24 protein-coding genes are annotated in these 24,122 nt (G+C 63.2%); 11 read left to right on the top strand and 13 right to left on the bottom strand.

Annotated elements, in window-relative coordinates; genetic code table 11:
* Nucleotides 1–22: 22 nt before the first annotated feature.
* The 3 genes from RX331_RS19110 to RX331_RS19100 are packed head-to-tail and all read right to left on the bottom strand — an operon-like array spanning nt 23 to nt 3,042.
* On the bottom strand, nt 23–1,126 hold the full coding sequence (locus RX331_RS19110; protein ID WP_317251481.1) for an ABC-type transport auxiliary lipoprotein family protein: 1,104 nt from the start codon (nt 1,124–1,126) through the stop codon (nt 23–25).
* A gap of 3 nt (nt 1,127–1,129) precedes the next feature.
* Nucleotides 1,130–1,903, bottom strand: a complete 774-nt coding sequence (locus RX331_RS19105; protein WP_317251480.1) for an ABC transporter ATP-binding protein — start codon at nt 1,901–1,903, stop codon at nt 1,130–1,132.
* A gap of 2 nt (nt 1,904–1,905) precedes the next feature.
* Nucleotides 1,906–3,042, bottom strand: a complete 1,137-nt coding sequence (locus RX331_RS19100; protein ID WP_317251479.1) for an MlaE family lipid ABC transporter permease subunit — start codon at nt 3,040–3,042, stop codon at nt 1,906–1,908.
* A gap of 175 nt (nt 3,043–3,217) precedes the next feature.
* On the opposite strand from RX331_RS19100, the gene RX331_RS19095 reads away from it, so the two are divergent.
* The 5 genes from RX331_RS19095 to RX331_RS19075 are packed head-to-tail and all read left to right on the top strand — an operon-like array spanning nt 3,218 to nt 7,926.
* On the top strand, nt 3,218–3,493 hold the full coding sequence (locus RX331_RS19095; RefSeq protein WP_317251478.1) for a hypothetical protein: 276 nt from the start codon (nt 3,218–3,220) through the stop codon (nt 3,491–3,493).
* A gap of 1 nt (nt 3,494) precedes the next feature.
* On the top strand, nt 3,495–3,986 hold the full coding sequence (locus RX331_RS19090) for a phage holin family protein (protein ID WP_317251477.1): 492 nt from the start codon (nt 3,495–3,497) through the stop codon (nt 3,984–3,986).
* A gap of 48 nt (nt 3,987–4,034) precedes the next feature.
* A complete protein-coding gene (locus RX331_RS19085) occupies nt 4,035–4,460 on the top strand; it encodes a hypothetical protein (protein ID WP_317251476.1) in 426 nt (141 codons plus the stop codon).
* A 3-nt stretch (nt 4,461–4,463) separates the two neighbouring features.
* Complete coding sequence (locus RX331_RS19080) at nt 4,464–7,058, top strand: cation-translocating P-type ATPase (protein ID WP_317257983.1); 2,595 nt, start codon at nt 4,464–4,466, stop codon at nt 7,056–7,058.
* A gap of 28 nt (nt 7,059–7,086) precedes the next feature.
* Nucleotides 7,087–7,926, top strand: coding sequence for a universal stress protein (locus tag RX331_RS19075; RefSeq protein WP_317257982.1), 840 nt, complete (start codon nt 7,087–7,089; stop codon nt 7,924–7,926).
* 51 nt (nt 7,927–7,977) lie between these two features.
* Here RX331_RS19075 and RX331_RS19070 read toward each other — a convergent pair whose 3' ends face one another.
* From RX331_RS19070 to RX331_RS19040, 7 genes are all read right to left on the bottom strand, one after another.
* A complete protein-coding gene (locus tag RX331_RS19070) occupies nt 7,978–10,671 on the bottom strand; it encodes a bifunctional acetate--CoA ligase family protein/GNAT family N-acetyltransferase (protein WP_317257981.1) in 2,694 nt (897 codons plus the stop codon).
* Between the two features lie 129 nt (nt 10,672–10,800).
* Nucleotides 10,801–12,627 (bottom strand): PHA/PHB synthase family protein, encoded by a 1,827-nt coding sequence (locus tag RX331_RS19065; RefSeq protein ID WP_317257980.1) that lies wholly within the window; start codon nt 12,625–12,627, stop codon nt 10,801–10,803.
* A gap of 25 nt (nt 12,628–12,652) precedes the next feature.
* Complete coding sequence (locus RX331_RS19060; RefSeq protein WP_317257979.1) at nt 12,653–13,021, bottom strand: hypothetical protein; 369 nt, start codon at nt 13,019–13,021, stop codon at nt 12,653–12,655.
* A gap of 157 nt (nt 13,022–13,178) precedes the next feature.
* The gene (locus RX331_RS19055) at nt 13,179–14,012 is read right to left on the bottom strand and encodes a universal stress protein (RefSeq protein WP_317257978.1); all 834 of its coding nucleotides are present in this window, start codon (nt 14,010–14,012) and stop codon (nt 13,179–13,181) included.
* 112 nt (nt 14,013–14,124) lie between these two features.
* On the bottom strand, nt 14,125–15,036 hold the full coding sequence (locus RX331_RS19050) for a CHAD domain-containing protein (RefSeq protein ID WP_317257977.1): 912 nt from the start codon (nt 15,034–15,036) through the stop codon (nt 14,125–14,127).
* A gap of 2 nt (nt 15,037–15,038) precedes the next feature.
* Complete coding sequence (locus tag RX331_RS19045) at nt 15,039–16,595, bottom strand: AAA family ATPase (protein ID WP_317257976.1); 1,557 nt, start codon at nt 16,593–16,595, stop codon at nt 15,039–15,041.
* A complete protein-coding gene (locus tag RX331_RS19040) occupies nt 16,592–17,575 on the bottom strand; it encodes a zinc-dependent alcohol dehydrogenase family protein (protein WP_317257975.1) in 984 nt (327 codons plus the stop codon). The genes RX331_RS19045 and RX331_RS19040 overlap by 4 nt, the downstream gene beginning before the upstream one ends.
* 172 nt (nt 17,576–17,747) lie before the next feature.
* Between RX331_RS19040 and RX331_RS19035 the strand changes: the two genes are divergently transcribed.
* Nucleotides 17,748–18,470: a CBS domain-containing protein gene (locus RX331_RS19035; RefSeq protein WP_317257974.1), complete on the top strand. Its 723-nt coding sequence runs from the start codon at nt 17,748–17,750 to the stop codon at nt 18,468–18,470.
* A 12-nt stretch (nt 18,471–18,482) separates the two neighbouring features.
* Here RX331_RS19035 and RX331_RS19030 read toward each other — a convergent pair whose 3' ends face one another.
* Together RX331_RS19030 and RX331_RS19025 are read right to left on the bottom strand one after the other, a co-directional pair.
* On the bottom strand, nt 18,483–18,908 hold the full coding sequence (locus RX331_RS19030) for an HPP family protein (RefSeq protein WP_317257973.1): 426 nt from the start codon (nt 18,906–18,908) through the stop codon (nt 18,483–18,485).
* 25 nt (nt 18,909–18,933) lie between these two features.
* The gene (locus RX331_RS19025; RefSeq protein ID WP_317257972.1) at nt 18,934–19,761 is read right to left on the bottom strand and encodes a universal stress protein; all 828 of its coding nucleotides are present in this window, start codon (nt 19,759–19,761) and stop codon (nt 18,934–18,936) included.
* A 277-nt stretch (nt 19,762–20,038) separates the two neighbouring features.
* Here RX331_RS19025 and fixL point away from each other — a divergent pair, with 277 nt between their 5' ends.
* The 5 genes from fixL to RX331_RS19000 all read left to right on the top strand — a co-directional run bounded on the left by fixL (nt 20,039) and on the right by RX331_RS19000 (nt 23,797).
* Complete coding sequence (gene fixL / locus RX331_RS19020) at nt 20,039–21,577, top strand: sensor protein FixL (RefSeq protein ID WP_317257971.1); 1,539 nt, start codon at nt 20,039–20,041, stop codon at nt 21,575–21,577.
* Nucleotides 21,564–22,178 carry a response regulator FixJ gene (gene fixJ, locus RX331_RS19015; RefSeq protein ID WP_317257970.1) on the top strand — a complete coding sequence of 205 codons (615 nt, stop codon included), beginning with the start codon at nt 21,564–21,566 and terminating at the stop codon, nt 22,176–22,178. Before fixL ends, fixJ begins: the two co-directional genes overlap by 14 nt.
* 106 nt (nt 22,179–22,284) lie before the next feature.
* The gene (locus tag RX331_RS19010) at nt 22,285–22,659 is read left to right on the top strand and encodes a response regulator (protein WP_317257969.1); all 375 of its coding nucleotides are present in this window, start codon (nt 22,285–22,287) and stop codon (nt 22,657–22,659) included.
* Between the two features lie 123 nt (nt 22,660–22,782).
* Complete coding sequence (locus tag RX331_RS19005; protein ID WP_317257968.1) at nt 22,783–23,487, top strand: helix-turn-helix domain-containing protein; 705 nt, start codon at nt 22,783–22,785, stop codon at nt 23,485–23,487.
* 43 nt (nt 23,488–23,530) lie between these two features.
* Nucleotides 23,531–23,797, top strand: coding sequence for a hypothetical protein (locus RX331_RS19000; protein WP_317257967.1), 267 nt, complete (start codon nt 23,531–23,533; stop codon nt 23,795–23,797).
* 142 nt (nt 23,798–23,939) lie between these two features.
* Here RX331_RS19000 and RX331_RS18995 read toward each other — a convergent pair whose 3' ends face one another.
* Nucleotides 23,940–24,101 carry a hypothetical protein gene (locus RX331_RS18995; RefSeq protein ID WP_317257966.1) on the bottom strand — a complete coding sequence of 54 codons (162 nt, stop codon included), beginning with the start codon at nt 24,099–24,101 and terminating at the stop codon, nt 23,940–23,942.
* Nucleotides 24,102–24,122 lie beyond the last annotated feature (21 nt).

The following is a 24,122-nucleotide window of genomic DNA, read 5'->3' as shown; positions in this document are numbered from 1 at the left end:
TCGATACGCGAGCTCTGACAATCTAGGAAGCCTGCACCGTCCAGGCGATCATGCTCTTTGCGATTCTGCCGAACGCATCGCCAAATGCGGCGACGGCATCGGTCGGCGCGATGGTCGTGAATTTCTGGCGCTCTTCGAACAGTCGTGAAGCGATGACCTTGCCGTTTTTGTCGACAATCCTGGCCGACAGCGCGATTTCGGCCGCCGGAGCGGGTTCGGTGGTGATCCGGAATCGCCTGACGTCGATCAGCAACTGGAATTCGGCCTGCCCGACATCGGCCGCGCGCAGTGGCGCGTGCGCGATGTCGTAGTTCTCAAAACTTTCGACCAGCCGCGCCTGAATCAGTTTCGGCAGCGCATCGGCCCACATCGCCTCGGCAAAGCCTGGATGTTCCTGCGCCGGCGAGAACAGGAAGCGCTGCGTCTCCAGCATCGCGATGGCCGTCGGTTCCGGAATGGCCCATTGCACGTTGATCACCTTGCCTACCGGACCCGCATCTTGCAGCGCGCGGAGATCGTAGGTGATCTTCGGCGGCGGGCTCGTGGCGCCTGTCATGCGTTCGAGGCCGGCAACGATGCCGTCGAGCTTACCGGTATTGCGCGCCAGGCCTTCCGAAAACACCTTGAAATTCGTGATCGTATCCTTGAGCGCGCCGGAATTCTCGGACAGCACCGTATCCACCTTGCGAAGGGCGTCACGCGCTGCCTGTGTCATACCCTGCCCTGCACCCGGCTCGGCGATGAGCGTCGGCACCTGCCCGCTCTGCGCCACCTGTGTGCCGCCTTCGAGTGCGATCACCGGCACGCCGGTCAGGCCCTGGAACTCCAGGCCGACCTTGGTGTCGGCGCGCACCGGCGTGGTCGACGCAACCGAGATGGTCGCATTCACCCCACGCGGGTTGCCGGGGGTAAGGCCAAGCTCCGTGACCTCGCCGACCCGAATGCCGTTGAACAGCACGGCAGCGCCGACGAGCAGTCCGGGCACCGAGCCCTCGAACTGCACGCGATAGCTGGCGCGCGGGCCAAGCCCGCCGGTATTCTGCAGCCAGTAGACAAAGCCGAACACGGCCATGATGGCTGCGAGGACAAAGGCGCCGACAATGACGAAGGGAGCGCGGGTTTCCATTGGCTAGCTCGCTTTGGGTTGCAGCATTTGGGAGCGCTTGCCGTGAAAGTAGGCCCGCACCCAGGGATGCTGGGATCGAAGCAGTTCATGCATGGGACCAAGGGCGACGATCTTGCCGTCGGTCAGCGCCGCGACGCGGTCGCAGACGGTATTGAGGCTGGCGAGATCGTGGGTGACCATGAACACGGTCAAACCCAGCGTCTTCTGCAATGTCTTGATCAGCGCATCGAAGTCGCCGGCGGCAATCGGATCAAGTCCCGAGGTCGGCTCGTCCAGGAATACGATCGCGGGATCGAGTGCCAACGCGCGCGCCAGCGCCACACGCTTGGTCATGCCGCCTGACAGTTCGACAGGAAACTTGTCACCATCCTCCGCCGTCAGCCCGACCATTTCGAGCTTGGCGGTAGCGATCTCGTCCATCAGGGTTTCCGACAGGTCGAGATTTTCGCGCAATGGAAACTGGATGTTCTGGCGCACGGTCAGCGACGAGAACAACGCCCCCTGCTGAAACAGGATGCCCCATCGCCCGGCCGCGCCCCGCGTGGTGCGGTTGTGATTGATCGCCAAACCCATGACCTCGATCTCGCCGCCCTGCCGCGGGACCAGGCCGATGATGGTCCGCATCAACACCGATTTGCCGCCGCCGGAAGCGCCGACGAGGCCAAGGATTTCGCCGCGGCGCACATCCAGCGCGAGGTGGTCGATCACGGTGTGACGGCGGAAGCCGACAACGAGATCGTGCACTCTGATAGCAAAGGGATCTGCCGCTTCCTGCATCGCTACATCCCGATCGACGCAAAGAACACCGCGAATAGCCCATCGAGCACGATCACCAGGAAGATCGACTTGACCACCGACGTCGTGGTCTGCTTGCCGAGCGACTCCGCACTGCCCTTGACGCGCAGGCCTTCGCTGCAGGCGACGATGCCGATTACCAGCGCCATGAATGGCGCCTTGATGATGCCGACCTCGAAATGGGTGACTGAGACAGCCTCATGCAGCCGCGCCAGGAAGATCGCCGGTCCCATGCCGCCGTAAAACCAGGCGACGAGCCCGCCGCCGTAGAGCGCCGCCATCGAGCCGATAAAACTCAGGATCGGCAGCGCACAGACCAGGGCCAGAATCCGCGGCAGCATCAAGACCTCGATCGGGTCCAGCCCCATGGTCGAAAGTGCGTCGATCTCCTCGCGCATCTTCATCGAGCCGAGCTCGGCGGTGTAGGCACTGCCCGACCGCCCCGCAACCATGATGGCGACGATCAGGACGCCAAGCTCGCGCAGCACCAGGATGCCGACCATGTCGACGACGTAAGAGTCGGCACCGAATTTGCGGAAATGAAAAATACCCTGCTGCGCGATAATGGCGCCGATCAGGAAGGTGATCAGCACGATGATCGGTATCGCCTGCCAGCCGACGCGGTAAAGCTGATAGGTCAGCGACGTGACCCGCAGCGATCCTGGCCGCCGCAGCACGCCGAGAATGGCAAAGCAGAGCGCGCCCAGCATCTGCAGGAACGCGGCGATGTCCTCGCCGGCGCCGATCGTGGCGCGGCCGATATCGTCGAGCTTGGCGATAACAGGATTTCCTGCTCGCGGCCGCGCAGGCGTTCGGCGATTGACCTGGCGGATCTCGTCGATCAGGCCGGCATAATTCTCCGCAATGCCCACGGTATCGGCACGGTGACCGGCAGAGGTAGCCCGCCGCGACAGCTTCTCCAATAGCCACGCGCCGATCGTGTCGAGCTCGCGTACTCCGGTCATGTCGAGCTTGACGGCGGCAGCTTGGTCAAGCTGTGGCGCAACGTCACTGGAAAGTTGCTCCAGCGTTGCCGCATTCGCCGCCGTCCAGGCGCCGGTTGGACGCAATTCGAGCACATCGCCCGATGGCGTCGCCGTTAGCAGAGGTGCGGTCGCCAAGATGGTTATTCCCTCAACTGTGCAGTGCCCCCTTCCTAGGCCGCTGACCTGGAGCCCATGTTGACCTGCCTCAAGGCATCGGGTGCGTGTTCAACAAAGCGGCGGTTGACTCAAATCAAGTAACGCTACGGCCGCCTCGCCTAGGGTTTCCTCACCGGAAAACTGAGCGGACACGATGATCGGATCGGGCGATTTGGGTGATGAACTGCAGGCGCTGAAAAGCGAGACGTGGCGGCTCCTGCATGTATCCGCCGATGACATGCTCGGCGCCGCGAAGAGCGAATCCGAAGCGCTGATTGGCCAGATCAAGGTCGCCCTGGGCGAACTCGGCGAAATCTTGAGCCAGGAAGAGGAGCATGTCGAGAAGCTGGTTGCCGAGCGGCCGATTGCCGCGCTGGCATCTGCCTTCGCGCTCGGCGTCACGATCGGCTACATGTTGAGGAGACATTGATGTGAACAGCGAGAACGTCGTCAAGCATCTACGCGCGCTTTGGCGCACCGACCGCATCATCGCCGAAATCCGGATGCGGCACATGCTGGTCGGGCTCGGCATGCGGGCATTTGCCGCACTGATCGCGGCCTTTGGCCTGCTGATGCTGGAGCTGTCGGCCTATTTTGCGCTGGTGCAGGTCTGGAGCGCGATCTCCGCGGCGGCGATTCTCGGCGTCGTCAATTTCGTGATTGCAGCCGTCCTGTTCGTGATCGGCGGACGACCGCCTGCGGGCCGCGAGCTCGAGCTGGCCACCGAGATCCATGGCTCTTCGGTCGAAGCGCTGCAGAACGAAGCCCGCGCGCTGCAGTCGCAGTTCACCGGCATGGTGCATCATCCCCTCAACAGCGCGCTGCCGCTGGTGCTGGTGCCGCTGATCACGATGATCATCAAGAGCCTGAAGAAATCCAGAGCACACGCGTCAGAGGCAAAGGCCGCAGCCGAGCCGCAATGATCGCGACGGCCCTCGCCTCACTTCCGAACAGCCAAGGAGCTACATCAGATGTCCAAGACCAGAACCAAGACCCAGCCGCAGCCGATCCTGAACAGCTCGCTGCCGCGGCAATTCAGGCAGTTTCGCCTCGCGCTGGCCCGCGAGCCCAGCCATCCCGAGGGCGATGCCGATGTGGCCTATATCATCGTCGCGCCGCTCGATTCCGAAGATCGCATCGATGCAAGATTGTGGCGTGAACATCGGGATGCGTGCCGGGTCGTGCGCCAGCGGCCGGATGAGCAGGACAAGCATGGGCACCTTCTTCACCGCCCCGGCGGCGGCTGGGCCTTCCACTATGACGACCGCGAAATCAGCGTGCCGGACGAAGTCGGCTATCACTTCGCGGACGAGCGTTTTGTCGTCGGCGAGTATGTTTCGCTCAACGAAGGCAGCAAGATGCACACCTATCGGGTGACGGCGGTTTCGTATCTTTGAGTAATGACCCCGTTTTCCGGCCTTACTGAAGCCGATGCGGCGGCCCGGCAAAGGGCCGAGGGGCACAACGAACTCCCGCAAGCGGATCGGCGAACGCCGTTTCGGATCGCGATCGAGGTGCTGCGCGAGCCGATGCTGGCGCTGCTGCTGGTCGGCGGCATCGTCTATCTGGCGCTTGGCGATCTGAAGGAGGCGATCATCCTGGTCGCCTTCGCGACCATGTCGATCGTGATCACGGTGGTGCAGGAGACGCGAACCGAGCGGGTGCTCGAAGCGCTGCGCGACCTGACGAGCCCTCGCGCACTCGTCATTCGGGATGGCGAACGCAAGCGGATCGCCGGCCGGGACGTCGTTCGCGGCGACCTCATCGTTCTCTCCGAGGGCGATCGGGTGCCCGCCGACGCCGTTCTTTTGCGCTGTGACGATTTGCAGGCCGACGAGTCGATGCTGACAGGCGAATCCGTGCCGGTGCGCAAGGTCGCCTGGGACGACCGTGCGACATCCGGACCACTGCATCCGGGAGGCGACGACCTGCCGCAGGTCTTCTCCGGCTCGCTGGTGGTGCGAGGCTCGGGGCTGGCGGAAGTCACCGCCATCGGCGTGCAAAGCGAGATCGGCAAGATCGGTCAGTCGCTGGCGAGCCTCGAAACCGAACCGCCCCGGCTGCAGGCGCAGACGCGGCGGGTGGTGCGTCTGTTTGCCGTTCTCGGCGGCGGCGTCAGCCTGCTCGCGGTCCTGCTCTATGGCTTCATGCGCGGCGGCTGGCTGGACGGCGTGCTGGCCGGCATTGCGCTCGGCATGTCGATGCTGCCGGAAGAGTTTCCGGTCGTCCTTACCGTCTTCATGGCCATGGGCGCCTGGCGCATTTCGCTGGCGCGCGTCCTGACGCGGCGCGCGGCGGCCATCGAGACGCTCGGCTCTGCGACCGTGCTGTGCACCGACAAGACCGGCACGCTCACCGAAAACCGGATGACCGTTGTCGAGCTCAGGCTGAAGGACGGCACCGTCTTTCATCCGTCCGACCGACCGGAAATGCCGGCGCGGTTTCGTGATTTGAGTGAGTTCGGCCTGCTGGCGAGCGCGCCCGAACCGTTCGACCCGATGGAACGGGCATTTCATGCGCTGGCACGTGAACGGCTGAGCGAGCAATCCTATCGGCATCCAAACTGGAAGCTGGTGCACGCCTACGGCCTTCGGCCCGACCTCCTCGCCGTAACCCAGCTCTGGCAAGCGGGTGCCGACCAGCCGGAATACGTCGTCGCCACCAAGGGCGCTCCCGAAGCGATCGCAGGCCTCTGCCGGTTGAAGGCGGCGGAGCGCGCCGCCCTCACGCAATCGATCGACGCGATGGCTTCCGCCGGCCTGCGCGTGCTCGGCGTGGCACGCGCCACTTACGCCGGACCGCATTGGCCGGCCTCGCCGCGCGAGATCGAATTCGAATTCCTGGGTCTCATCGGCCTTGCCGATCCGCTGCACGCCAGCGTCGTTGACGCGGTTCGCGAATGCCGGTCCGCCGGCATCAAGGTCGTCATGATCACCGGCGATTACCCGGCAAGCGCCAACGCGATTGCACAGCAGGCCGGGCTGGAGAGCGGCGAACTCGTGACCGGCGAACAGCTCGAGAAGCTGAGCGAAGCGGAGTTGGCCGGCCGGGTCGAAACCGCAGGTGTGTTCGCACGCATCTCGCCGAACCAGAAACTGCGCATCGTCAACGCCTACAAGGGCAATGGCGAGGTCGTCGCGATGACCGGCGATGGCGTCAACGATGCCCCCTCGCTCAAAGCGGCCCATATCGGTATCGCGATGGGCGGGCGAGGCACGGACGTGGCGCGCGAGGCTTCCGCGATCGTGCTGCTCGACGATGATTTCGGCTCCATCGTCAAGGCGATCCGTCTCGGACGGCGCATCTACGACAATTTGCGCAAGGCGATGAGCTTCATCTTTGCCGTTCATGTGCCGATAGCGGGATTGGCGCTGCTGCCGCTGGTGTTCGGACTGCCCATCTTGTTCGGGCCGATCCACATCGCTTTTCTCGAAATGGTCATCGATCCCGTCTGCTCGCTGGTGTTCGAGGCCGAGACCGAGGAAGACGATGTCATGCGGCGTCCGCCGCGTGCGCCCGATGAGCCGCTGTTCTCGCGTGCGCTGGTGCTTTGGAGCCTGCTGCAGGGGCTGCTGGCGTTTGCGGCGGTCGCAGCCATTTTCATCATGGCGCTGCGATGGGGCATGCCGGTCCCCGAAGTGCGGGCGCTGGCGTTCTTCTCGCTGGTCGTCGTGATCGTCAGCCTGATTCTGGTCAACCGCTCCTTCAGCGCCTCGCTGCTCACGGCGCTGCGGCGGCCAAACCGCACCCTCGCCGTGGTTCTGATCGTCGTTGCGGTCATCCTGGCCCTCACCTTGCTCTGGCCGTTCGCGAACCATCTCTTCGCCTTCGGCCCGCTTCACGCCGACGATCTGGCCCTGACGCTCGGCGCCGGCGGCATCGCACTGCTCGTGCTGGAGATGATCAAACCGTTAATGCACCCGCGGCTGCACGCCGCAGCCCGGCAAACCCGGCCGCTTGCGATGGATCAAACGCCGAAGCCTACGGAGCTCTAGGTTACCGCTCGAAAGAAGGAGAGCCCCCATGGCGTTCAAGGACATTCTGCTGACATTGACGAGTTATCCCGATCCCACCCCTGCCTCGGTCGCCGAGGACGCCGTTGCGATCGCGGCCACTTTCGGGGCGCACCTATCGGCCGTGGCCTGCGAGGTGCATGTGGAAGTGCCCGGACACTTCCTCTCCGGCGCCACCGCCAACATCCCCGGGATCATTGCCGGCGAAACCGAAAAGAGCCGGAGCAACGCCAGGGCCATGCTCGCCGCCTTCGATGCCACCGCCGAGAAGTCGGGCATCATGCATGAAACCTATCTCGAAAAATGCCCGACCTATGCCGTGCCGGATCTGCTGGTGGATCACGCAAGGCTGCGCGACCTCACCATCGTCCCGGTGCCGGAGAGCTACGACCAATGGTATGCGGAAGCGGTGATCTTCGGATCGGGACGGCCGACCCTCGTGCTGCCCGAAACGCCGCGCGCACGTCCGTTCGAATTGGGGACCGTCGCTGTCGCTTGGGATTTCAGCCGCGCCGCGGCCCGTGCGGTTTCCGACGGCATGCCGCTGCTGGAAAAGGCCAGGAAGGTGCGGATCGTCACCGTTGCCAACGAGAAGAAGCTGGACAGCAAGCATTCTGCGGAAACGCTGGCCAGGAATCTCGCGCGCCACGGCATCGACGTGGTGCTCGACAAGGTCGACGCTGCCGGCCGCCGGATCGGCGAGGTGCTCGAAGCCTACACCGTCTCGCACAAGGTCGATGTCCTCGTGATGGGCGCCTATGGCCATGCGCGGTGGCGCGAGTTCATCCTCGGTGGCGCCACCAAGAGCCTGCTGTCAAAGCCGCCGCTTCCGATCCTGTTTTCGCACTGACGGTCAACACCACGGCCACCTCGACGGCCGCGCGGAACACTTCAGCCATAGCTAAAGCGTCAGCCTGACGTTGCAGATGTCGTGCTCTTGCGGGTCCGACTTCACCTCGAAGCCGAGACTCCGGCACATCGACAGCATCACGGTGTTATCGACCAGAACGTCGCCCGAAATGGCCTTCAGCCCCTCGGACTTCGCATATTCGATGATCATCTGCATTAGCGCCCAGCCGAGCCCCCTGCCCTTGAGATCGGACCGCAGCAGGATCGCATACTCGCCGCTCTCGTAAATCGAATCCGAATGGATCCGGACCACGCCGACGAGATCATTGGTCGCCTCGTCGAAGGCGACGAAAGCCATGGCCCGCGCATAGTCGAGCTGGGTCAGGCGGGCGATGAACCCATGGGAAAATTCCTTCATCGGGGCAAAGAACCGCAGCCGCAGGTCGTGCATCGTGACGTGCTTTAACATCTGGTGGATTAGCGGCTCGTCCTCGGGCCGGATCGGACGGACGAACACGCGCCAGCCATCCTTGACCTCGATGTGGCGTTGCCATTGCGAGGGATACGGCCGCACGGCGAAATTCGCCGGGCCCGAACCGCGGAATTTGCGCTCCACCCGCCCGATCACGACCCGGGCATCGACGGCGAGCACGCCCGCCTCGTCGGCGAGCAGCGGGTTGATGTCGAGCCCGCGTATTTCGGGAATATCCGCCGCCATCTGCGCCAGCTTCACCAGAACCATCGCGACCGCATCCTGCTTGACCGCCGGCACGTCGCGATAAGCGCGCAGCAGCCGCGACACGCGGGTGCGCTCGATAAGGCTGCGCGCCAGTTGTAGGTCAAGCGGCGGCAATGCCAGTGCCTTGTCGTTGATGATCTCGACCGCCGTCCCACCGCGGCCGAATACAATGACGGTTCCGAAAATCGGGTCATCGGCAAGGCCGAGAATGAGCTCGCGTGCCTTGGCCCGCACCACCATCGCCTGCACCATCACGCCCGAAATCCGCGCCTCCGGCCGCAATGACCGGGCGCGCGCGAGAATCTCGGCGGTCGCCTTGCGCACGGCGTCAGCGCTGGTGAGGTTCAGCACCACACCACCGACGTCGGATTTGTGTGTGATGTCGCGCGACATGATCTTGAGCACGACGGTCGAGCCTTGCGCGAATATCGCGTTCGCATGCGCGGCCGCCTCGTCGGCATCGGCCGCGGCGAAGGTCGGCACGACCGCGATGTCGTAGGCGTCGAACAGCCGTTTGATCTCGATCGGATCGAGCCAGGCGCGGCCATCGGCAAGCGCATCAGCAACGACCTGCCGCGCGGCATCGATGTCGGGCGCAAACTCACTCGGCATGGCGGGCGGAACCTGCGCCAGCGCTTCCACCAGCTCGCGATGCCGCACCAGATGCATAAAGCCGCGTACTGCGTCGTCTTCGGTCGGGTAGTTCGGAATGCCCGCGCCGCTCAAGAGATCGCCGATCGAAGGCTCGGCGCCGACCCAGACCGCGAGAACCGGTTTTGGCGACGTGCGGCGTCCAGCGCGGTATTGCTGGACCACTTGCTTCACAGCCACGGCGATCTCGTCGGCGCGGGCGATGGCCGTCTGCACGTTCATCACCAGCACGGCGTCGTTTTCGGGATCGGCCAGCAGCGCTTCGAGCGCTGCGGCATAGCGCGCCGCATCGGCATCGCCAACGATATCGATTGGATTCGATTTCGACCATGTCGGCGGCAATGCGGCATCGAGCCTCTCGCGGACCGCCGGCGAGATCGCGGCGGGAATGCCGCCGAGCTCGACCAGGCGATCGACGGCCAGCACGCCAATCCCGCCGCCATTGGTCAGGATCGCGAGCCGCTTTCCAGGTGGCGATTTGAGCCGCCCGAGCGTCTCGGCGCAGTCGAACAATTCGCGCAGGTCCGGCACGCGCAGGATGCCGGCGCGTTGAAACGCCGCGTCGTAAACCGCATCGGCGCCAGCCAGCGCGCCAGTATGGGTTGCAGCCGCCCGCGCGCCCTGCGCCACGCGGCCGGACTTGACCACCACGACGGGCTTGATCCTGGCGGCGGCGCGTGCCGCCGACATGAACTTGCGGGCGTCCTTGATCGCCTCGATGTAGAGCAGGATGGCGTGGGTCTTTTCATCCAGCGCGAAATAATCAAGCAGATCGGCGATATCGACATCGAGCTGGTCACCGATCGACACGATGCCGGAAAACCCGACGGCCCGCTGGGCTGCCCAATCCACCATTCCGGCGGCGATGGCACCCGACTGCGAGATCAGCGCCAGATGTCCGGCCGCCGGCATATGGGCGGAAAAGCTCGCATTAAGGCTGACGCCCGGCATCATGATGCCGAGGCAATTCGGGCCGATCAGCCGCATGCCGTATTTATGCGCCGCCCGCTCCGCAGCCTCGGCTAGCGAGCCCGGTCCGTGGCCGAGCCCCGCGCTGACAATCACCGCTCCTGCCGTCCCGCGCCGCCCCGCTTCATCGATCAGGTCAGGGATGGTTCGGGCCGGTGCCGTGAGCACAACAAGTTCCGGCGCAAACGCCAGCTTGGCAATGCTGCGGACGGCCGCGACGCCGTCGATCTCGTGATAGCGCGGGTTGACGAGGCCGAACTCGCCCTTGAACTGGGCCTTGCGAATATTGTTGAGGATGGCGCGGCCGACCGAGCCATGGCGAGGACTGGCCCCGACCAGCGCGACGGAATGCGGCGAAAGCAGCTTGTTCAGGCGATAGGTGGACATCGTTCTCTGATATCAGGCGGTTGCGGACGTTCTGTGACTTGACGCAGATGTTCAACGCAATGCAACCCCGGCGCGACAGGTTAACCCGGAACGGTCGCTGCGTGAATCGTGTATGGCCGGCGGGCGGAACTAATGGCGAAGGTAGTCGCCGGGCGCGTCGGGCAAGTATTGTGGCGCTTCGACGCCCATGCGGGGCGGCCCCGACGGTTCACCGGATCGTGCAGAAAGCCACTTCGTCCATTCGGGCCACCACGATCCCTCGACCTGCGGTACGGTATTCAACCATTCGTCAGGACCGACATAGGTGGCGTCTGCCGTCTTGGTCTTGACGCGGTAGGTGTGCCCCACCTCGCCCGGGGGCGCGACAATTCCGGCATTATGGCCGCCACTGGTCAGCAGAAACGTCACATCGGCATCGACCTGGTAATGAATCTTGTAGACGGACTTCCACGGCGCAACGTGGTCGCGGACGGTGCCGACCACGAACATCGGCGTGTGAATATCCGACAGCGAGATTGGCTTGCCGTCCACAACGTATCGTCCCCCTGCGAGGTCGTTGTTGAGGAACAGCTCGCGCAAATATTCCGAATGCATCCGGTACGGCAGCCGGGTCGCATCCGCATTCCACGCCATCAGATCGCTTGGCGGTGCCCGCTCGCCCATCAGATAGTCGCGGGTAAGCCGCGACCAGATCAGGTCGTTGGAGCGCAACAGCTGGAATGCGCCTGCCATCTGCGTGGTATCGAGCACGCCGCGTTCCCACATCATGTCTTCCAGAAAGGCGACCTGACTTTCGTTGATGAACAGGGTCAATTCGCCCGCTTCAGTGAAATCGGTTTGTGCGGCAAGCAGGCTGATCGATTTCAGCCGATTGTCGCCATCGCGCGCCATGGTGGCGGCCGCGATCGACAGCAGCGTACCGCCGAGGCAATAACCCAGCGCGTGCACCTGCCGGTCCGGAACGATATTGCCGATCGTATCGAGCGCGGCTTCGACGCCGAGCTTCCGGTAATCATCAAACGCGATCTCGCGGTCGGCGGCATCGGGATTGCGCCAGGAGATCATGAAGACGGTGAAGCCCTCACCCGTGAGATATTTCACCAGCGAGTTCTGCGGCGACAGATCGAGAATGTAGTATTTCATGATCCATGCCGGCACGATCAGGACCGGCTCCGGGTGCACCTTCTCGGTGGTCGGACAATACTGGATCAGCTCGATCAGCTCGTTGCGGAACACGACCTTGCCGCAGGCGGTGGCGACGGTCTCGCCGACGACGAAATTGCCCGTCGTGACGGGACCGAGCTCCGCCGACGCCAGGCGGACCCAGTCGTCGCAGAAATTACGCCAGCCGAGCGCGAAATTATTGCCGCCGCTCTCGAACGCTCGCCGCAGCACTTCCGGATTGGTCGCGGCGAAATTGGAAGGCGACATCACGTCCAGCATCTGCCGGACTGAGAACTCGACGATCGCCTCGTTCTGCTTCGAGACGCCACGCACGCCGGTGGTCGCATTGTGCCACCATTGCTCGCCGAGCAGAAACGCCTGCGCCATCAGATTGAACGGCGGCTGCTCCCATTCCGACCGCCCGAAGCGCTTGTCCTGCGGCTGCGGCCTGATCAATGACCACGGCCCCTGCCCCGGCAAGAAGAACCGCTGCGTGGCGTCGAGGAAGCGCTTGGTTTCGATCAAGGCCTCGTGTCCGATCTCCATTTGCCGCTGCGGCGACGACGCCAGATGCAATAGCCAGTCGGAGTAGGCCAGCAACAGCGCGGCCGGCGAAATGCCGGCGCTGAGGCGGGCCAGCATCGCGTGCACGGCGCGATCGGCCTGATACCTATCGATTCCGTCCGCCCCTTCGGTCGGCGTTGACGGCTGCGGCTCGGCCGGACCAGTCGATTTGCCGCCTTCGCCTTCAGATAGACGCCGGCGAAGCGGCAAAACGACAGCTTCCGCCATCGACGGGTGCGATTTCCCGTGCATGCTAGTTCAGGGACCGGCCATTGATCAGGTTCGACGTGGCCGCGATCATCCGCTCGCCATGCTTGAACAGCCGTTCGGAGTCGCGGCGGCAGAAATCGAGCTGATGCTGGCCGCATTCCTGGCACATCGTCTTGATGTCTCTTACGGAATGCGCTGCCGCCATCTTGGCGAGGAATTCCGTGAACAGATGCATTTCGGTCCGCGTTCGCTCCAGCATCTGGTCGCCGAAGAATATCATCTCCTCGAACATCATCCTCTGCGCGCCGAGCATGAATTCGAGCGCGCCCTGGTTCAGCTTGGTGGCTTCGGCTTCCGCATTTGCGGTTTCCGGAAAGGAACTGGAAGCGGCCCGCGCAGACAGCTCTGACATGACAATCTCCGATTTCTGAGTTCCGCCGAAACGATATTGACCGGTGTCGGTCCAGACATTGAGGTGCATCAAACTGGCGTCATTGCGACATCAGCCAAGACCAAGGCGGCGCCGGACAAATCCAGCGGGGCGAAAGGTCACGTCCCCGCTTCCCTGATCAATGCGACATCAGCACCGGCACGGTCATGCAGTCGAACATGCTACGGGTGACGCCACCCAGAATTCGTTCCTGCAGCCGCGAATGACCGTATCCACCCATCACCAGCAGGCCTATGTTGTTCTCGGCCGCGATCGACAGGATGGCACCCTGAACGTCGCTATGGTCCGTGATCAATTGTTGCGTCCTGGCGGCGACACCGCGTCGGCCAAGATGTGCGACGATCTGATCCGACGAGGCTTCCCCCGCCTGTTCATTGATTGCAATCACTGTGACGACCTTCGCTCCCATCAGGAACGGCATGGCATCCCGAACAGCCCGAGCGGCGAGGCGGCTGCCATCCCAGGCGATGCCGACATGGTGGGCATCGAGCGGCCCCTTATGGATGTAAGGAACCATCAGCATCGGCCCCCCGGAGTTGAACAGGATCTGCTGCGGAATTTCATTGTCATAGCTGGGTCTGGAGGATTCCGGCTGCAGCACGATCGTCATGTCGTAAAGCCGCGCCAGCGCATTGATGGTCTGTCCGGCTTCGGCAGGGATCGCCACCAGCGTCCGGGTGCCATAGGCGATCTTCGCCAGCCTGGCTTCGGTCTCGAACACCGCGATGGCGGCGTCCGCCCTCTCCTGAGCGCGTTCCTGTTCGGCACCCATCACGGCGGCAACGGCGGCGCCGCCACCATCCACGATCATCCCGGCGGCGGTCATCGATTCATAGCCGATGGATATCGCATCGAGATGCGAGCGGCGCGCGATGGTCAGCGCGACAGCGACATCGATCACCGGCCGGACCGGGCGCTCGGAGGGAATATGAACCAGAATGTTTCTGAACATCGCCATTCTCCCACGTTTTGCCAGGAATTGCGTCTCCTTCGCTGGCTGGTTGCGACACGATAATGGTTGGCGGCCAGCCGTGTTTGACGCACATCAATCCCGGGACATGGGCCTACGCGAATGGCGAGGCGGCTCTGGCGTCCTTGAGGTCGCGGTAGGCTGCGATGGCCGCGTTAAGCAGCTTTTCTGTCCGATGACGATAACCCGGGGGATGCTTCCGGGCAGCTTTGCCGCTTCCGGACAGCGATTTGTCGGCATGGTCGGCAAATCGTTTGAGATCGCGGAGGTCACCCAAGGTGCGCTGCAGCTGTTTTGCCGGCCGGTGAAGTTGCTGCAGTTTGTCCCGCCCCCGGAGCGCATCCGTTTCCCTCAGCGCTTCCAGCATATAGCGCAAGCGCTTGGCCTTGATCCGCAGCCGATGGCGGGGCGAGGCTCCCAAAGTCTTCAAGTGCCGTCCCTTGCGGATCAACCGCTTGTGCCAGCAGTCCAGCTCGCTCGTACAATAGCCTCGCAGGGTTTGCCTGTTCTTGCGCTGCGTGTAGCGTTCCAGCCAGGCTCCCCGCCTGATCCAGCCGTCCATCGCTGCTACCAGGCGCTGCGTCCGGCCCGAGCGCAGGCAGCGCACCAGACGGCGGTGATCGCGCATTTGCCGCTGCGCGAGTCGTTGGCCGATCATGTGCTGCGCCCAGGCGCGGTATCGCTTGCGCCGCGAATATTCCACGACGACATCGCTGTCGCGGGCGGCGCCGAGCGGCCCATTCAGCCAGGCGATTTCCTTCTTGAGGCGCAGCCATTCCGCATCGACCACGAACGGCGCGAAGAATGCGACGGCGGCACGCAGTCGCGTGATCGCGATCCGGATCTGGTGCACGGCCTCGGCATCCCCCGCGCATGCGCTGCCGTGGTGCGCCTCGATGGCCGCGACGCAGCCCAGCGCCATTGCCTGAAATGCCGTTGCACAGTCGAGATCCTCGGCCTTGGCGGCCTCGCGGCGGCGCGGCGTTTTGGCCGGATCGGCTCGCATCTTTAGCACTCACCGGGCAGGAAAACCTGGGCCCCCGCCAGCGTCTGTTCCGGCGTTCCCGAGGCGTCGATCATATGCCAGTTCACCGCACCGATGGCTGCGGCTTCCTGTTTCAGGACGACATTTCGTGTCGCGTCGGACGCATCGTCCCTGCGACCTTCGATGCGTGCCAGCCGCGTCGCAAGATCGGCCGTCAAAAACAGGCCGCGAAAGCCTACCCCCTGCTCGGCGGCCAGATCGGCGATTTCCGTCCGCTCGGCCTGCTCCATATAGACGGCGTCAACCACGATCGAGCAGCCCAGAGCCAGGACGCGCCGCGCCATGCTCAAGAGTTCATCATATACCCGCTTCGAAGTATCGGGCCGATAGGCGGATTCTGGCAGGGCGGTCGTTTCATTCATTCCGAAGAGATGCTTGCGAACGACGTCCGAGCGGACAATGAGCGCCCCGGGCGGTGGCTCGACAAGGCCCGCAAGTTCCCGCGCCAGCACCGATTTCCCGGTACCCGACAACCCGCCGATCGCGACCAGCAGTGGCGGCCTGGGCCTGACGAGGCGTCCTGCCAGATCAAAGTAGCGTTTTGCTTGCTGCCAGGCGTCTTCGCGATCTGCCGCGCTTTCGCTCTTGACGAACAGCACATGCGCCCGAATGGCTGCCCGGATCGACAGGAACAACGGCAGCAGGCGCAAGCCGTCGAGATCCTCTTCACCCACCCCCGCAAGGTAGCGGTTGAATACGGCATTTGCCGCCGCGGCCTGCCCGAAGTGAACCAGATCCATCAACGTGAACGCAAGATCGTAAAGGACATCCGTAGTGGCGATCACGGGATCGAATTCGATGGCGTCGAACAATAGCGGCCGGCCATCCACCAAAGCAACATTGGCGATATGCAGGTCACCATGGCAACGGCGCACGAAGCCTTGCCCGGCACGCTGCCTGAGCAGCGGTTGCAACCTCGTCACCCAATCGCGGCTCGCGGCATCGAGTTGATCGACGGCGCCTTTGTCGAGCCCGCGTACGGCGCGAAACTTGGCGGTATTGCGTTCGATGATGGGCAGGATTGACGCCAGCCAGCTTTCACCGTCCCCGCGCGGTGCATTGGCGTGCGAGCGCAGGATCGCATCGGCAAGGGCCGTTGCAAGGGACCGCTCGATCGTCTTCGACGAGGCAACCTCGTCGAGCGTCTCGTCGAACCGCGTCATTTCGACCGCCCATTCGACAGGCGGGCCGAACCCGTCGATTTCGAAGGCGCCGTCGGGCTCGCGCGTAATGGCGACGACCCGGCGGTAGAGTTCGGGGGCGTTGCCGGCGTTGACTTTCAGCTCTTCCTCGCAGGCCCGCTTGCGCTTCTCCAGCGTCGAATAGTCGAGGAATGGCAAGCGCACGGCGCGCTTGATCTTCAATGCTCGTTCGGCGCCGAGGAAGACCATGGAGGCGTGCGTATCGATCCGCTTGCCGCCCTTCGCCGGCCCGAAGCGCGAATTGTCGAGGAAGTCCAGCACCTGCCGCTGCAGGTCAGCGTCGGAGATGGCAATGCCGGTAGGCGATCGTTGGGTCACGGCTGCAGCACCGCCGCACCAGTGATCTCTCCGGTGCGCAATTTTGCAAGGACTTCGTTGGCTTCGCGCAACGGGAATACGCTGGTGTGCGTCCTGATGTCCGCTTGCGCGGCGACCTCAAAAAATTCGATCCCGTCGCTACGCGTGAGGTTGGCAACCGATAGCAGTCGGCGTTCTTGCCAGAGAAGATGGTAAGGGAACGAGGGAATGTCCGACATGTGAATGCCGGCGCAGACCACGCGCCCGCCTTTGCACACGGCGCGTAAGGCCAGCGGCACCAGCGCGCCGACCGGCGCAAAAATGATCGCGGCATCGAGCGGTGCCGGAGGCGGATCCTCGGACGAGCCCGCCCATTCCGCGCCCAGCGATTTCGCAAGACCTTGTGCCTTGAGGTCGCCCGCACGGGTGAACGCGTATACCGAACGGCCCTGCCAGCGCGCGACCTGCGCGATGATGTGGCCGGCCGCACCGAATCCGAAGATGCCGAGCCGTTTTCCTTCGCCCGCCATGACAAGCGAGCGCCAGCCGATCAGCCCGGCGCAGAGCAAGGGCGCGATGGCGACGTCGTCGCCGGCTTCGCCAAGCGGAAAGCAGTAGCGGGCGTCTGCGACGATATGCGTGGCAAATCCGCCGTCACGTGTGTAACCCGTGAAGCGCGGCCGGTCGCAGAGGTTTTCCCGGCTATTGCGGCAATACGGGCATTCGCCGCAGGTGTAGCCGAGCCAGGGAACGCCGACCCTCTCACCGATTGCGAGCGACGTTACGCCGGGGCCGAGGGCCCTCACCCGTCCGACTACCTCATGGCCGGGAACAATGGGATAGGCGATGCCGGGCAATTCACCATCGAGGACATGCAGATCGGTCCGGCACACACCGCAGGCTGCGACCTCGACACACACGTCCCCCGGACCAGGCAGCGGGTCCTCCCGGGATTCAAGGCGCAGCGGCAATCCGGGCGCCGTCAGGACCATGGCGTGCATTTCGTCCGATCCCCTCACGCAAGCGTGCGCAGCCTATCCGGAGCGAGCCGATCGCGTTTGATCCGCATCAATCGCACCCAAGCTGGCTTTTTCTAGCATGGCTGCATCAACCGCGCTGCGCGAGCCGCGGCGCTCAGCCATCTCTGGATGGCATGGAACAGGAGACCATCACATGCGCGCCCACCAGATCATGACCCGCTCCGTCATCACGATCGCACCCGACGCCACCATTCTCGAGGCCGCCAATACCATGCTGCAGCATCATGTCAGCGGGCTTCCCGTTCTCGATAGCGCCGGCAAGCTCGTTGGAATCGTCTCCGAGGGCGATTTCATCCGCCGCAGGGAAATCGCCACCCAGCGCAAACGCGGCCGCTGGCTCAAGGTCCTGCTTGGCGACTCCGCCGTCGATTACGTTCACGAGCACGGCCGCAGGGTCTGCGACGTCATGACCTGCGATCCGATTACCGTCACCGAAGACGCGACCCTCGAAGAGATCGTTGATGCGATGGACACCAACGGCGTGAAGCGCCTACCGGTGATGCGCGGCGAGCAACTCGTCGGCCTTGTGTCCCGTGCCAACCTGATGCACGCGGTCGCAAGCCTGGCGCGCGAAATCCCGGACCCGACGGCCGACGACGACCATATTCGCAGCCGCGTCGTCGCCGCGATCGACAAGAACGATTGGAGCCCGTTCGGGCTTAGCGTCATTGTCCGGGACGGTATCGTCCATCTCAGTGGTGTAATCACCGACGAACGCTCGCGGCAGGCAACAATCGTGGCCGCGCAGAACGTCGCCGGTGTGAACAAGGTTCACGATCACCTGTGCTGGGTCGACACCATGTCCGGGATGTTTTTGAAATCGCCCGAGGACATCGAAATGGCGAAGGCGGGCTAGGCCCGCTGCGCGCTATCTGCGCGCGCTCTCGGTCAGCGCGCGCATGATGTCGCCGCGAGATATGATGCCCACTAGCCGCTGTTCGGCATCCAACACCGGCAGGCTCTTCATCCGGTGATCCACCATCAGCTGGAGAACGCGGGTCAATTTCGTGGCCGGGTCGACATAGATGAACTCCGGCGTCATCACATCAACCACCATTCGCGACAACAGGTCGTCGTAGGCCGGCACCATCCGGCCGGGATTGAAGGCAAAACATTTGAGGAAATCGAAGTTGCTCACGACGCCGACGACGTCATCGCCTTCCCGCACGGGATAGCAGTTGAAATCATCAGCCTCGAACATCCTGTGCAACTCGCGCATGGTCGTGTCGCGGGCAACGGTTTTCACCTCGCGCGTCATGTACTGCCCTGCGGTCGCTTCGAGAAATTTATGCACGGCGGGCCCTCGTCATCTTGGATGCTCAACGAGACAGAAACGCGCAACGTCGCGATTCAGTTGCCAGGTGGCGCGTGACCCCGCTGAGCACCCATTCCCGGAATCGCGAGTGACCGTAGGCGCCCGCGATCACCGCGCCGGCTCCGATATTGGATGCGATCTTCTCGATCTGCCCGCTCACATCGCCGTCTTTTTCGGGAACGACGGTGTTCGCCGCGATGCCGTGGCCGCGCAACCATGTTGCGACGTCGGCGACATGCGACAGCGCGTTCGCACGGCGGCCATCCTGCTCGGGAACCTCCGTCACCGTGACTTCCTTTGCCGCGGCAAGAAGCGGCAGCGCATCGAACACGGCCCGGCGCGCCTCCCGCACATCCTTCCACGCGATCAGAACGCTTCTCAGATCGAGCCATTCGGTCGTGGGTGGCACCACCAAAAGCGGCCTCCCCGCCTGCATCAACAGATCACCGGGATCAGGGGCCGCGCAGGGATCGACCAGGGTCTCGGAACGGGCGCCGACCACGATAAGATCGGCGGCCCTTGCCTGCTGCAGCATGTATGGGACCGGCAAAGCGCGAGCCGTCCGCCATTCCACCTCGCTCGCGCGCTTCTCAGTGGCCGCGCGAAACTCCGATTCAAGCTCCGACAGGCGCGTCTCGATGGCGATGGTCTCCTGGTCGAGCAGCTTTTGCGCAAAGTCGCCATCGGCGAAATACATTGGTGGCCTCAAGTCCGAGGCGGCGACCCCGATGATTCGGGCGCCGAACCGCTCGGCAATATCGCCGGCCACCCTGAGGCAGGCATCGTTCGGCCGGTCCAGCGCCAAGCCGACCATGACGGTCTTGTAGTCCATTGACTGCTCCACTCGAGGGTGAAATGCCGCATGGGCTGTGCCCACGCGATTCATCCTAGATGGCAGGCGCGGTTTGAAGCTGACCTAGATCAAGAATCTTTGTCGGCTCTTTTCGAACATCTGCATATCCGGCGCGGCCGATTTCGGCATCGGCAGCCATTGAAAACGTCGTGCGTTATCAAATGGATATGCGCATTTCGCGATTTTGGTTCTCGGCCATTTCACACGTCCGAGCGAATGCGCTATCTGGTAGGTAAGCGCAGCCTAGAAGCGAAGCATGATCGACGCCGACCGACTCTTCCATGATAAGGGGTTACTCGACCAGCACGCGCGGAGCGGTGCCGAGGGCTCCGGCGTGGGAGCCTGGGACCTTGAATTGTCGACCCGGAAACTGAGCTGGTCCGCGGCCACCCGCGAGCTGTTTGGCCTCCGGCCGGATACGCCGGTCAATTACGAGCTGTTTCTCTCCCTGCTCGATGCGCAGGATCGCGATCGCACCGCGCAAGCCGTGCAACAATCGATCGACACCGGCTGCAATTTCGACATCCAGTACCGGGTCAACCGAAATTCCGGAGACGGTCGTTGGGTTCGCGCACTGGGCACGACCATCAATGGGGCTGACGGCACTCCTGCCCGGCTGAGCGGCATCATGCTCGACATCAACCGCGAGAAGCGCCTCGAGGAGGTGGTCACGACCCGCGAGCGGCACTTTCGCTCGATTCTGGATACGATTCCCGATGCGATGATCGTGATCGACGCCCATGGGATCATGCAGTTCTTCTCGATCGCTGCTGCCCGTCAATTCGGCTACAACGAATCGGAGGCGATCGGAAAGAACATCAGTGTGCTGATGCCGGAGCCCGATCGCAGCCGTCATGACGCCTATATCGCGCGATACCTCAAGACTGGCGAGCGGCGTATCATCGGCATCGGACGTATCGTCACCGGCATGCGCAAGGACGGTACCACGTTCCCGATGCATCTCACGATCGGCGAAATGCATTCGGGCGGCAAGCCGTTTTTTACGGGATTCGTTCGTGATCTCACCGAACAGCAACAGACCCAGGCCCGCCTGCAGGAACTGCAATCCGAACTGGTCCACGTATCCCGTCTCAGCGCGATGGGGGAAATGGCATCCGCGCTCGCCCACGAACTCAACCAGCCGCTGTCGGCGATCAGCAATTACATGAAAGGTTCGCGGCGCCTGCTGGCCGGCAGTACGGACGCCAACGCCGCCAAGATCGGAGCAGCGCTCGATCGCGCCGCGGAGCAGGCGATTCGCGCCGGCGACATCATCAGGCGACTGCGCGACTTCGTCGCCCGCGACGCCTCCGAGCAGCGCGTCGAAAGCCTTTCGAAGATGATCGAAGAGGCCGGCGCGCTGGGGCTCACCGGCGCCCGCGAACAGGGCGTGTTCCTGCGCTTCAATCTCGACCCGAGCTGCGACCTCGTGCTGGCCGACAGGGTTCAGATTCAGCAGGTTCTCGTCAACCTGTTCCGCAATGCGCTGGAAGCGATGGCATCCTCGACGCACCGTGAACTGATCGCCTCCAACACCAGGGCCGCAGACGATATGATCGAAGTCTCCGTTTCTGACACCGGGTCCGGCTTCGCGGGCGATGCGCTGGCGCACCTGTTCCAACCGTTTTTCACGACCAAGGAGACCGGCATGGGCGTCGGCCTTTCCATCAGCCGCACCATCATCGAAACCCATGGCGGCCGGATGTGGGCGGAAACAAATAGATCCGGCGGCGCGACTTTTCATTTCACGCTGCCTGCCGCGCACGGCAAGGATATGACCGATGCCGAGCGCTAAGGTCTATGTCATCGACGACGATCCGGCGATGCGAGACTCGCTGGATTTCCTGCTCGGCTCCGCGGGCTTCAACGTTCGTTTGTTCGATTCGGCGCAGACTTTCCTGGACGAGGTAGCCGGTCTGGAAGCCGGCTGCGTAGTGACGGACGTGCGCATGCCGGGTATCGACGGCATGGAACTGCTGCGCCGGCTGAGCTCAGGCCCACGCAAGCTTCCTGTCATCGTGATGACCGGTCATGGCGACGTCCCCCTCGCCGTCGAGGCGATGAAGCTGGGTGCGCTCGACTTTCTCGAAAAACCATTCGAGGACGACCGGCTAATCAACATGGTGGAAACAGCGCTGGCGGAGAGTGAAAGCGGGTCGAAAAGCGAAGCCTTGCTGGCCGATATGGCCGCGCGCGTCGCCAGCCTTACCCAGCGTGAACGCCAGGTCATGCAGGGGCTGGTGACCGGGCAATCGAACAAGGCCATCGCTCGCGAATACGATATCAGTCCGCGCACTGTGGAGGTCTATCGTGCAAACGTGATGACCAAGATGCAGGCCGGTAACCTTTCCGAGTTGGTGCGGTTTGCAATCCGGGCGGGCATTGTCGAGGATTGAGCCAAGTCAATTCGTGCGTCGACAAAATGTCTATCTTGTCGGCATGACCGAGCCCCGAAACAGCGTCGCCAGCGAAGCCAAGATTAGCGCTGCGCCCAGAAAATCGATGATCTACGTCGTCGATGATGACTACGACGTCCGGACGTCGCTGCGCTTTCTGCTGGAGACCGAGGGGTTCGACGTCCGTACGTTCCGTAGCGGGGTCGCCCTGCTTGGCTCTGCCACCCGCAGTCGCGCCGATTGCCTCGTCATCGACTACAAGATGGCGGAACTCGACGGTTTGGAACTGGCTCTTCGGCTTCGCCGGCTCGACGTCTCTACCCCGATTATCTTGATTACGGGCTATCCAGACGAAAACATCGCGGCCAAGGCGACCTCGGCTGGCGTGCGGCAGGTCCTCCTGAAGCCCAATCTCGAGGGTAATCTGGTCGATTGCGTCCGGAAAGCGATCGACACGGTAGGTGCGGCAGGCCGGGCCTGAAAACGCCGGTCGCAGCCACCTCCGTAAAACCCCGTAAGGGCCTCCCCTTAGGATATCGACCCAAATATCGGGCGGCGAAGTTCCAAGTTACACCCATGCCATCCTGCATCGAGGAGATGGCAAATGCTCACCCAGACGATCACCGCACCGGCAGTTTCGGCAGGCAAGATTTTCACCGCGCCGCGCGTCCAGACTCCTCCGGCCCTCGACCAGTTCAGCGTCATCGCGACCTGTGCGGGTGTGATTGCCAGCGAGTTCACCTACCGCAAGGACGAGGAAATCTACGGCGAGGGCGAGCCTTGCGAGTACGTCTATCAGGTCGTCCGGGGTTCGGTTCGCACCTACAAGCTTCTCAGCGACGGCCGGCGCCAGATCGGCGCGTTCCACCTGCCCGGCGATGTGTTCGGCCTGGATGCCGGCTCGACCCATCGCCTGACCGCCGAAGCGATCGCCGATACCACCGTTCGTCTGGTCAAGCGCCGGAACCTCGAAGCCGCAGCGGGTTCGAATGTCCAGGTCGCTCATAACCTCTGGACCATGACCGCAAGCGATCTACGGCACGCCGAAGATCATATGCTGCTACTGGGCCGCAAGACCGCGATGGAAAAGGTTGCGACCTTCCTGCTGGAAATGGATCGTCGGCTCTCCAAGACCGGTATGATGGCCCTGCCGATGTGCCGCCGCGACATTGGCGACTATCTCGGCCTGACGCTGGAAACCGTCTCGCGCGCACTGTCGCAACTCAGCGACCAGGGCATCCTGGTGTTTTCGAGCGCCCGCCAAATCGTGCTGCGTAACCGCCAGCGTCTGGCAGACATGGACGCATGAGAGTAAGCTGTAGGCGGGATGCTGGAAGAAGCGGGAGTGCAAGATGAACAGCTATCGCGTCTCCTTCTATAAGGATCTATGCAATTCCGACGGCCACAGGTTTAAATGCCTGCAGCGCCAGATCGAGGTCCAGTCGGACGGACCTTCTCAGGCGCTGATGTTGGCCGAGCGGCTGGTCGACAACGAACGCCTCAACGCCGACTGCGTAGAGGTCATGCACCTACCCGGCCATCACGAATTCGAACAGCTGGCGGGCCAGCGGTCGGTTGCCCACAAATCTCCCATGGAAGCGCGCCGAGCAACAGATTGAGCGCGTCGTGGCTCCAAGTGGCTTGAGGACGCGAGCGAGTTCAAAACGCATTTCTCTCCCGTGTTTGATCCACGTCAATGCGCGCGCCGCCGAGTGGGACCAGGATTGAACCACATGATGGCCGACGACGATGTCGACATCATCATTCGGCGATCTCGCCGTTTTCTCCTAAGACTGCCCCGCTCTCGTCGATCGTAGGGTCGCGTTGCGGGGCATTTTTATGGATCAAGGGCATCTGCGGCGGCCCGCTCTGGCGAACAGCGATGCCATGCTCGTTCGCCAGCGCAGCCAGTCCGTCGCGCAACCTTTGCGCACCCTGTCGCCC

The organism is Bradyrhizobium sp. BWA-3-5, assembly GCF_032917985.1.
GTDB lineage: Bacteria > Pseudomonadota > Alphaproteobacteria > Rhizobiales > Xanthobacteraceae > Bradyrhizobium.
This window is presented reverse-complemented; position numbering and strand designations above follow the sequence as displayed.

Coding starts and splice junctions, on each gene's coding strand:
- RX331_RS19110 (WP_317251481.1), bottom strand. CDS start 1,126: ATGGAAACCCGCGCTCCCTTCGTCATTGTCGGCGCCTTTGTCCTCGCA.
- RX331_RS19105 (WP_317251480.1), bottom strand. CDS start 1,903: ATGCAGGAAGCGGCAGATCCCTTTGCTATCAGAGTGCACGATCTCGTT.
- RX331_RS19095 (WP_317251478.1), top strand. CDS start 3,218: ATGATCGGATCGGGCGATTTGGGTGATGAACTGCAGGCGCTGAAAAGC.
- RX331_RS19085 (WP_317251476.1), top strand. CDS start 4,035: ATGTCCAAGACCAGAACCAAGACCCAGCCGCAGCCGATCCTGAACAGC.
- RX331_RS19080 (WP_317257983.1), top strand. CDS start 4,464: ATGACCCCGTTTTCCGGCCTTACTGAAGCCGATGCGGCGGCCCGGCAA.
- RX331_RS19075 (WP_317257982.1), top strand. CDS start 7,087: ATGGCGTTCAAGGACATTCTGCTGACATTGACGAGTTATCCCGATCCC.
- RX331_RS19070 (WP_317257981.1), bottom strand. CDS start 10,671: ATGTCCACCTATCGCCTGAACAAGCTGCTTTCGCCGCATTCCGTCGCG.
- RX331_RS19065 (WP_317257980.1), bottom strand. CDS start 12,627: ATGGCGGAAGCTGTCGTTTTGCCGCTTCGCCGGCGTCTATCTGAAGGC.
- RX331_RS19060 (WP_317257979.1), bottom strand. CDS start 13,021: ATGTCAGAGCTGTCTGCGCGGGCCGCTTCCAGTTCCTTTCCGGAAACC.
- RX331_RS19055 (WP_317257978.1), bottom strand. CDS start 14,012: ATGTTCAGAAACATTCTGGTTCATATTCCCTCCGAGCGCCCGGTCCGG.
- RX331_RS19050 (WP_317257977.1), bottom strand. CDS start 15,036: ATGCGAGCCGATCCGGCCAAAACGCCGCGCCGCCGCGAGGCCGCCAAG.
- RX331_RS19040 (WP_317257975.1), bottom strand. CDS start 17,575: ATGCACGCCATGGTCCTGACGGCGCCCGGATTGCCGCTGCGCCTTGAA.
- RX331_RS19035 (WP_317257974.1), top strand. CDS start 17,748: ATGCGCGCCCACCAGATCATGACCCGCTCCGTCATCACGATCGCACCC.
- RX331_RS19025 (WP_317257972.1), bottom strand. CDS start 19,761: ATGGACTACAAGACCGTCATGGTCGGCTTGGCGCTGGACCGGCCGAAC.
- fixL (WP_317257971.1), top strand. CDS start 20,039: ATGATCGACGCCGACCGACTCTTCCATGATAAGGGGTTACTCGACCAG.
- fixJ (WP_317257970.1), top strand. CDS start 21,564: ATGCCGAGCGCTAAGGTCTATGTCATCGACGACGATCCGGCGATGCGA.
- RX331_RS19010 (WP_317257969.1), top strand. CDS start 22,285: ATGATCTACGTCGTCGATGATGACTACGACGTCCGGACGTCGCTGCGC.
- RX331_RS19005 (WP_317257968.1), top strand. CDS start 22,783: ATGCTCACCCAGACGATCACCGCACCGGCAGTTTCGGCAGGCAAGATT.
- RX331_RS19000 (WP_317257967.1), top strand. CDS start 23,531: ATGAACAGCTATCGCGTCTCCTTCTATAAGGATCTATGCAATTCCGAC.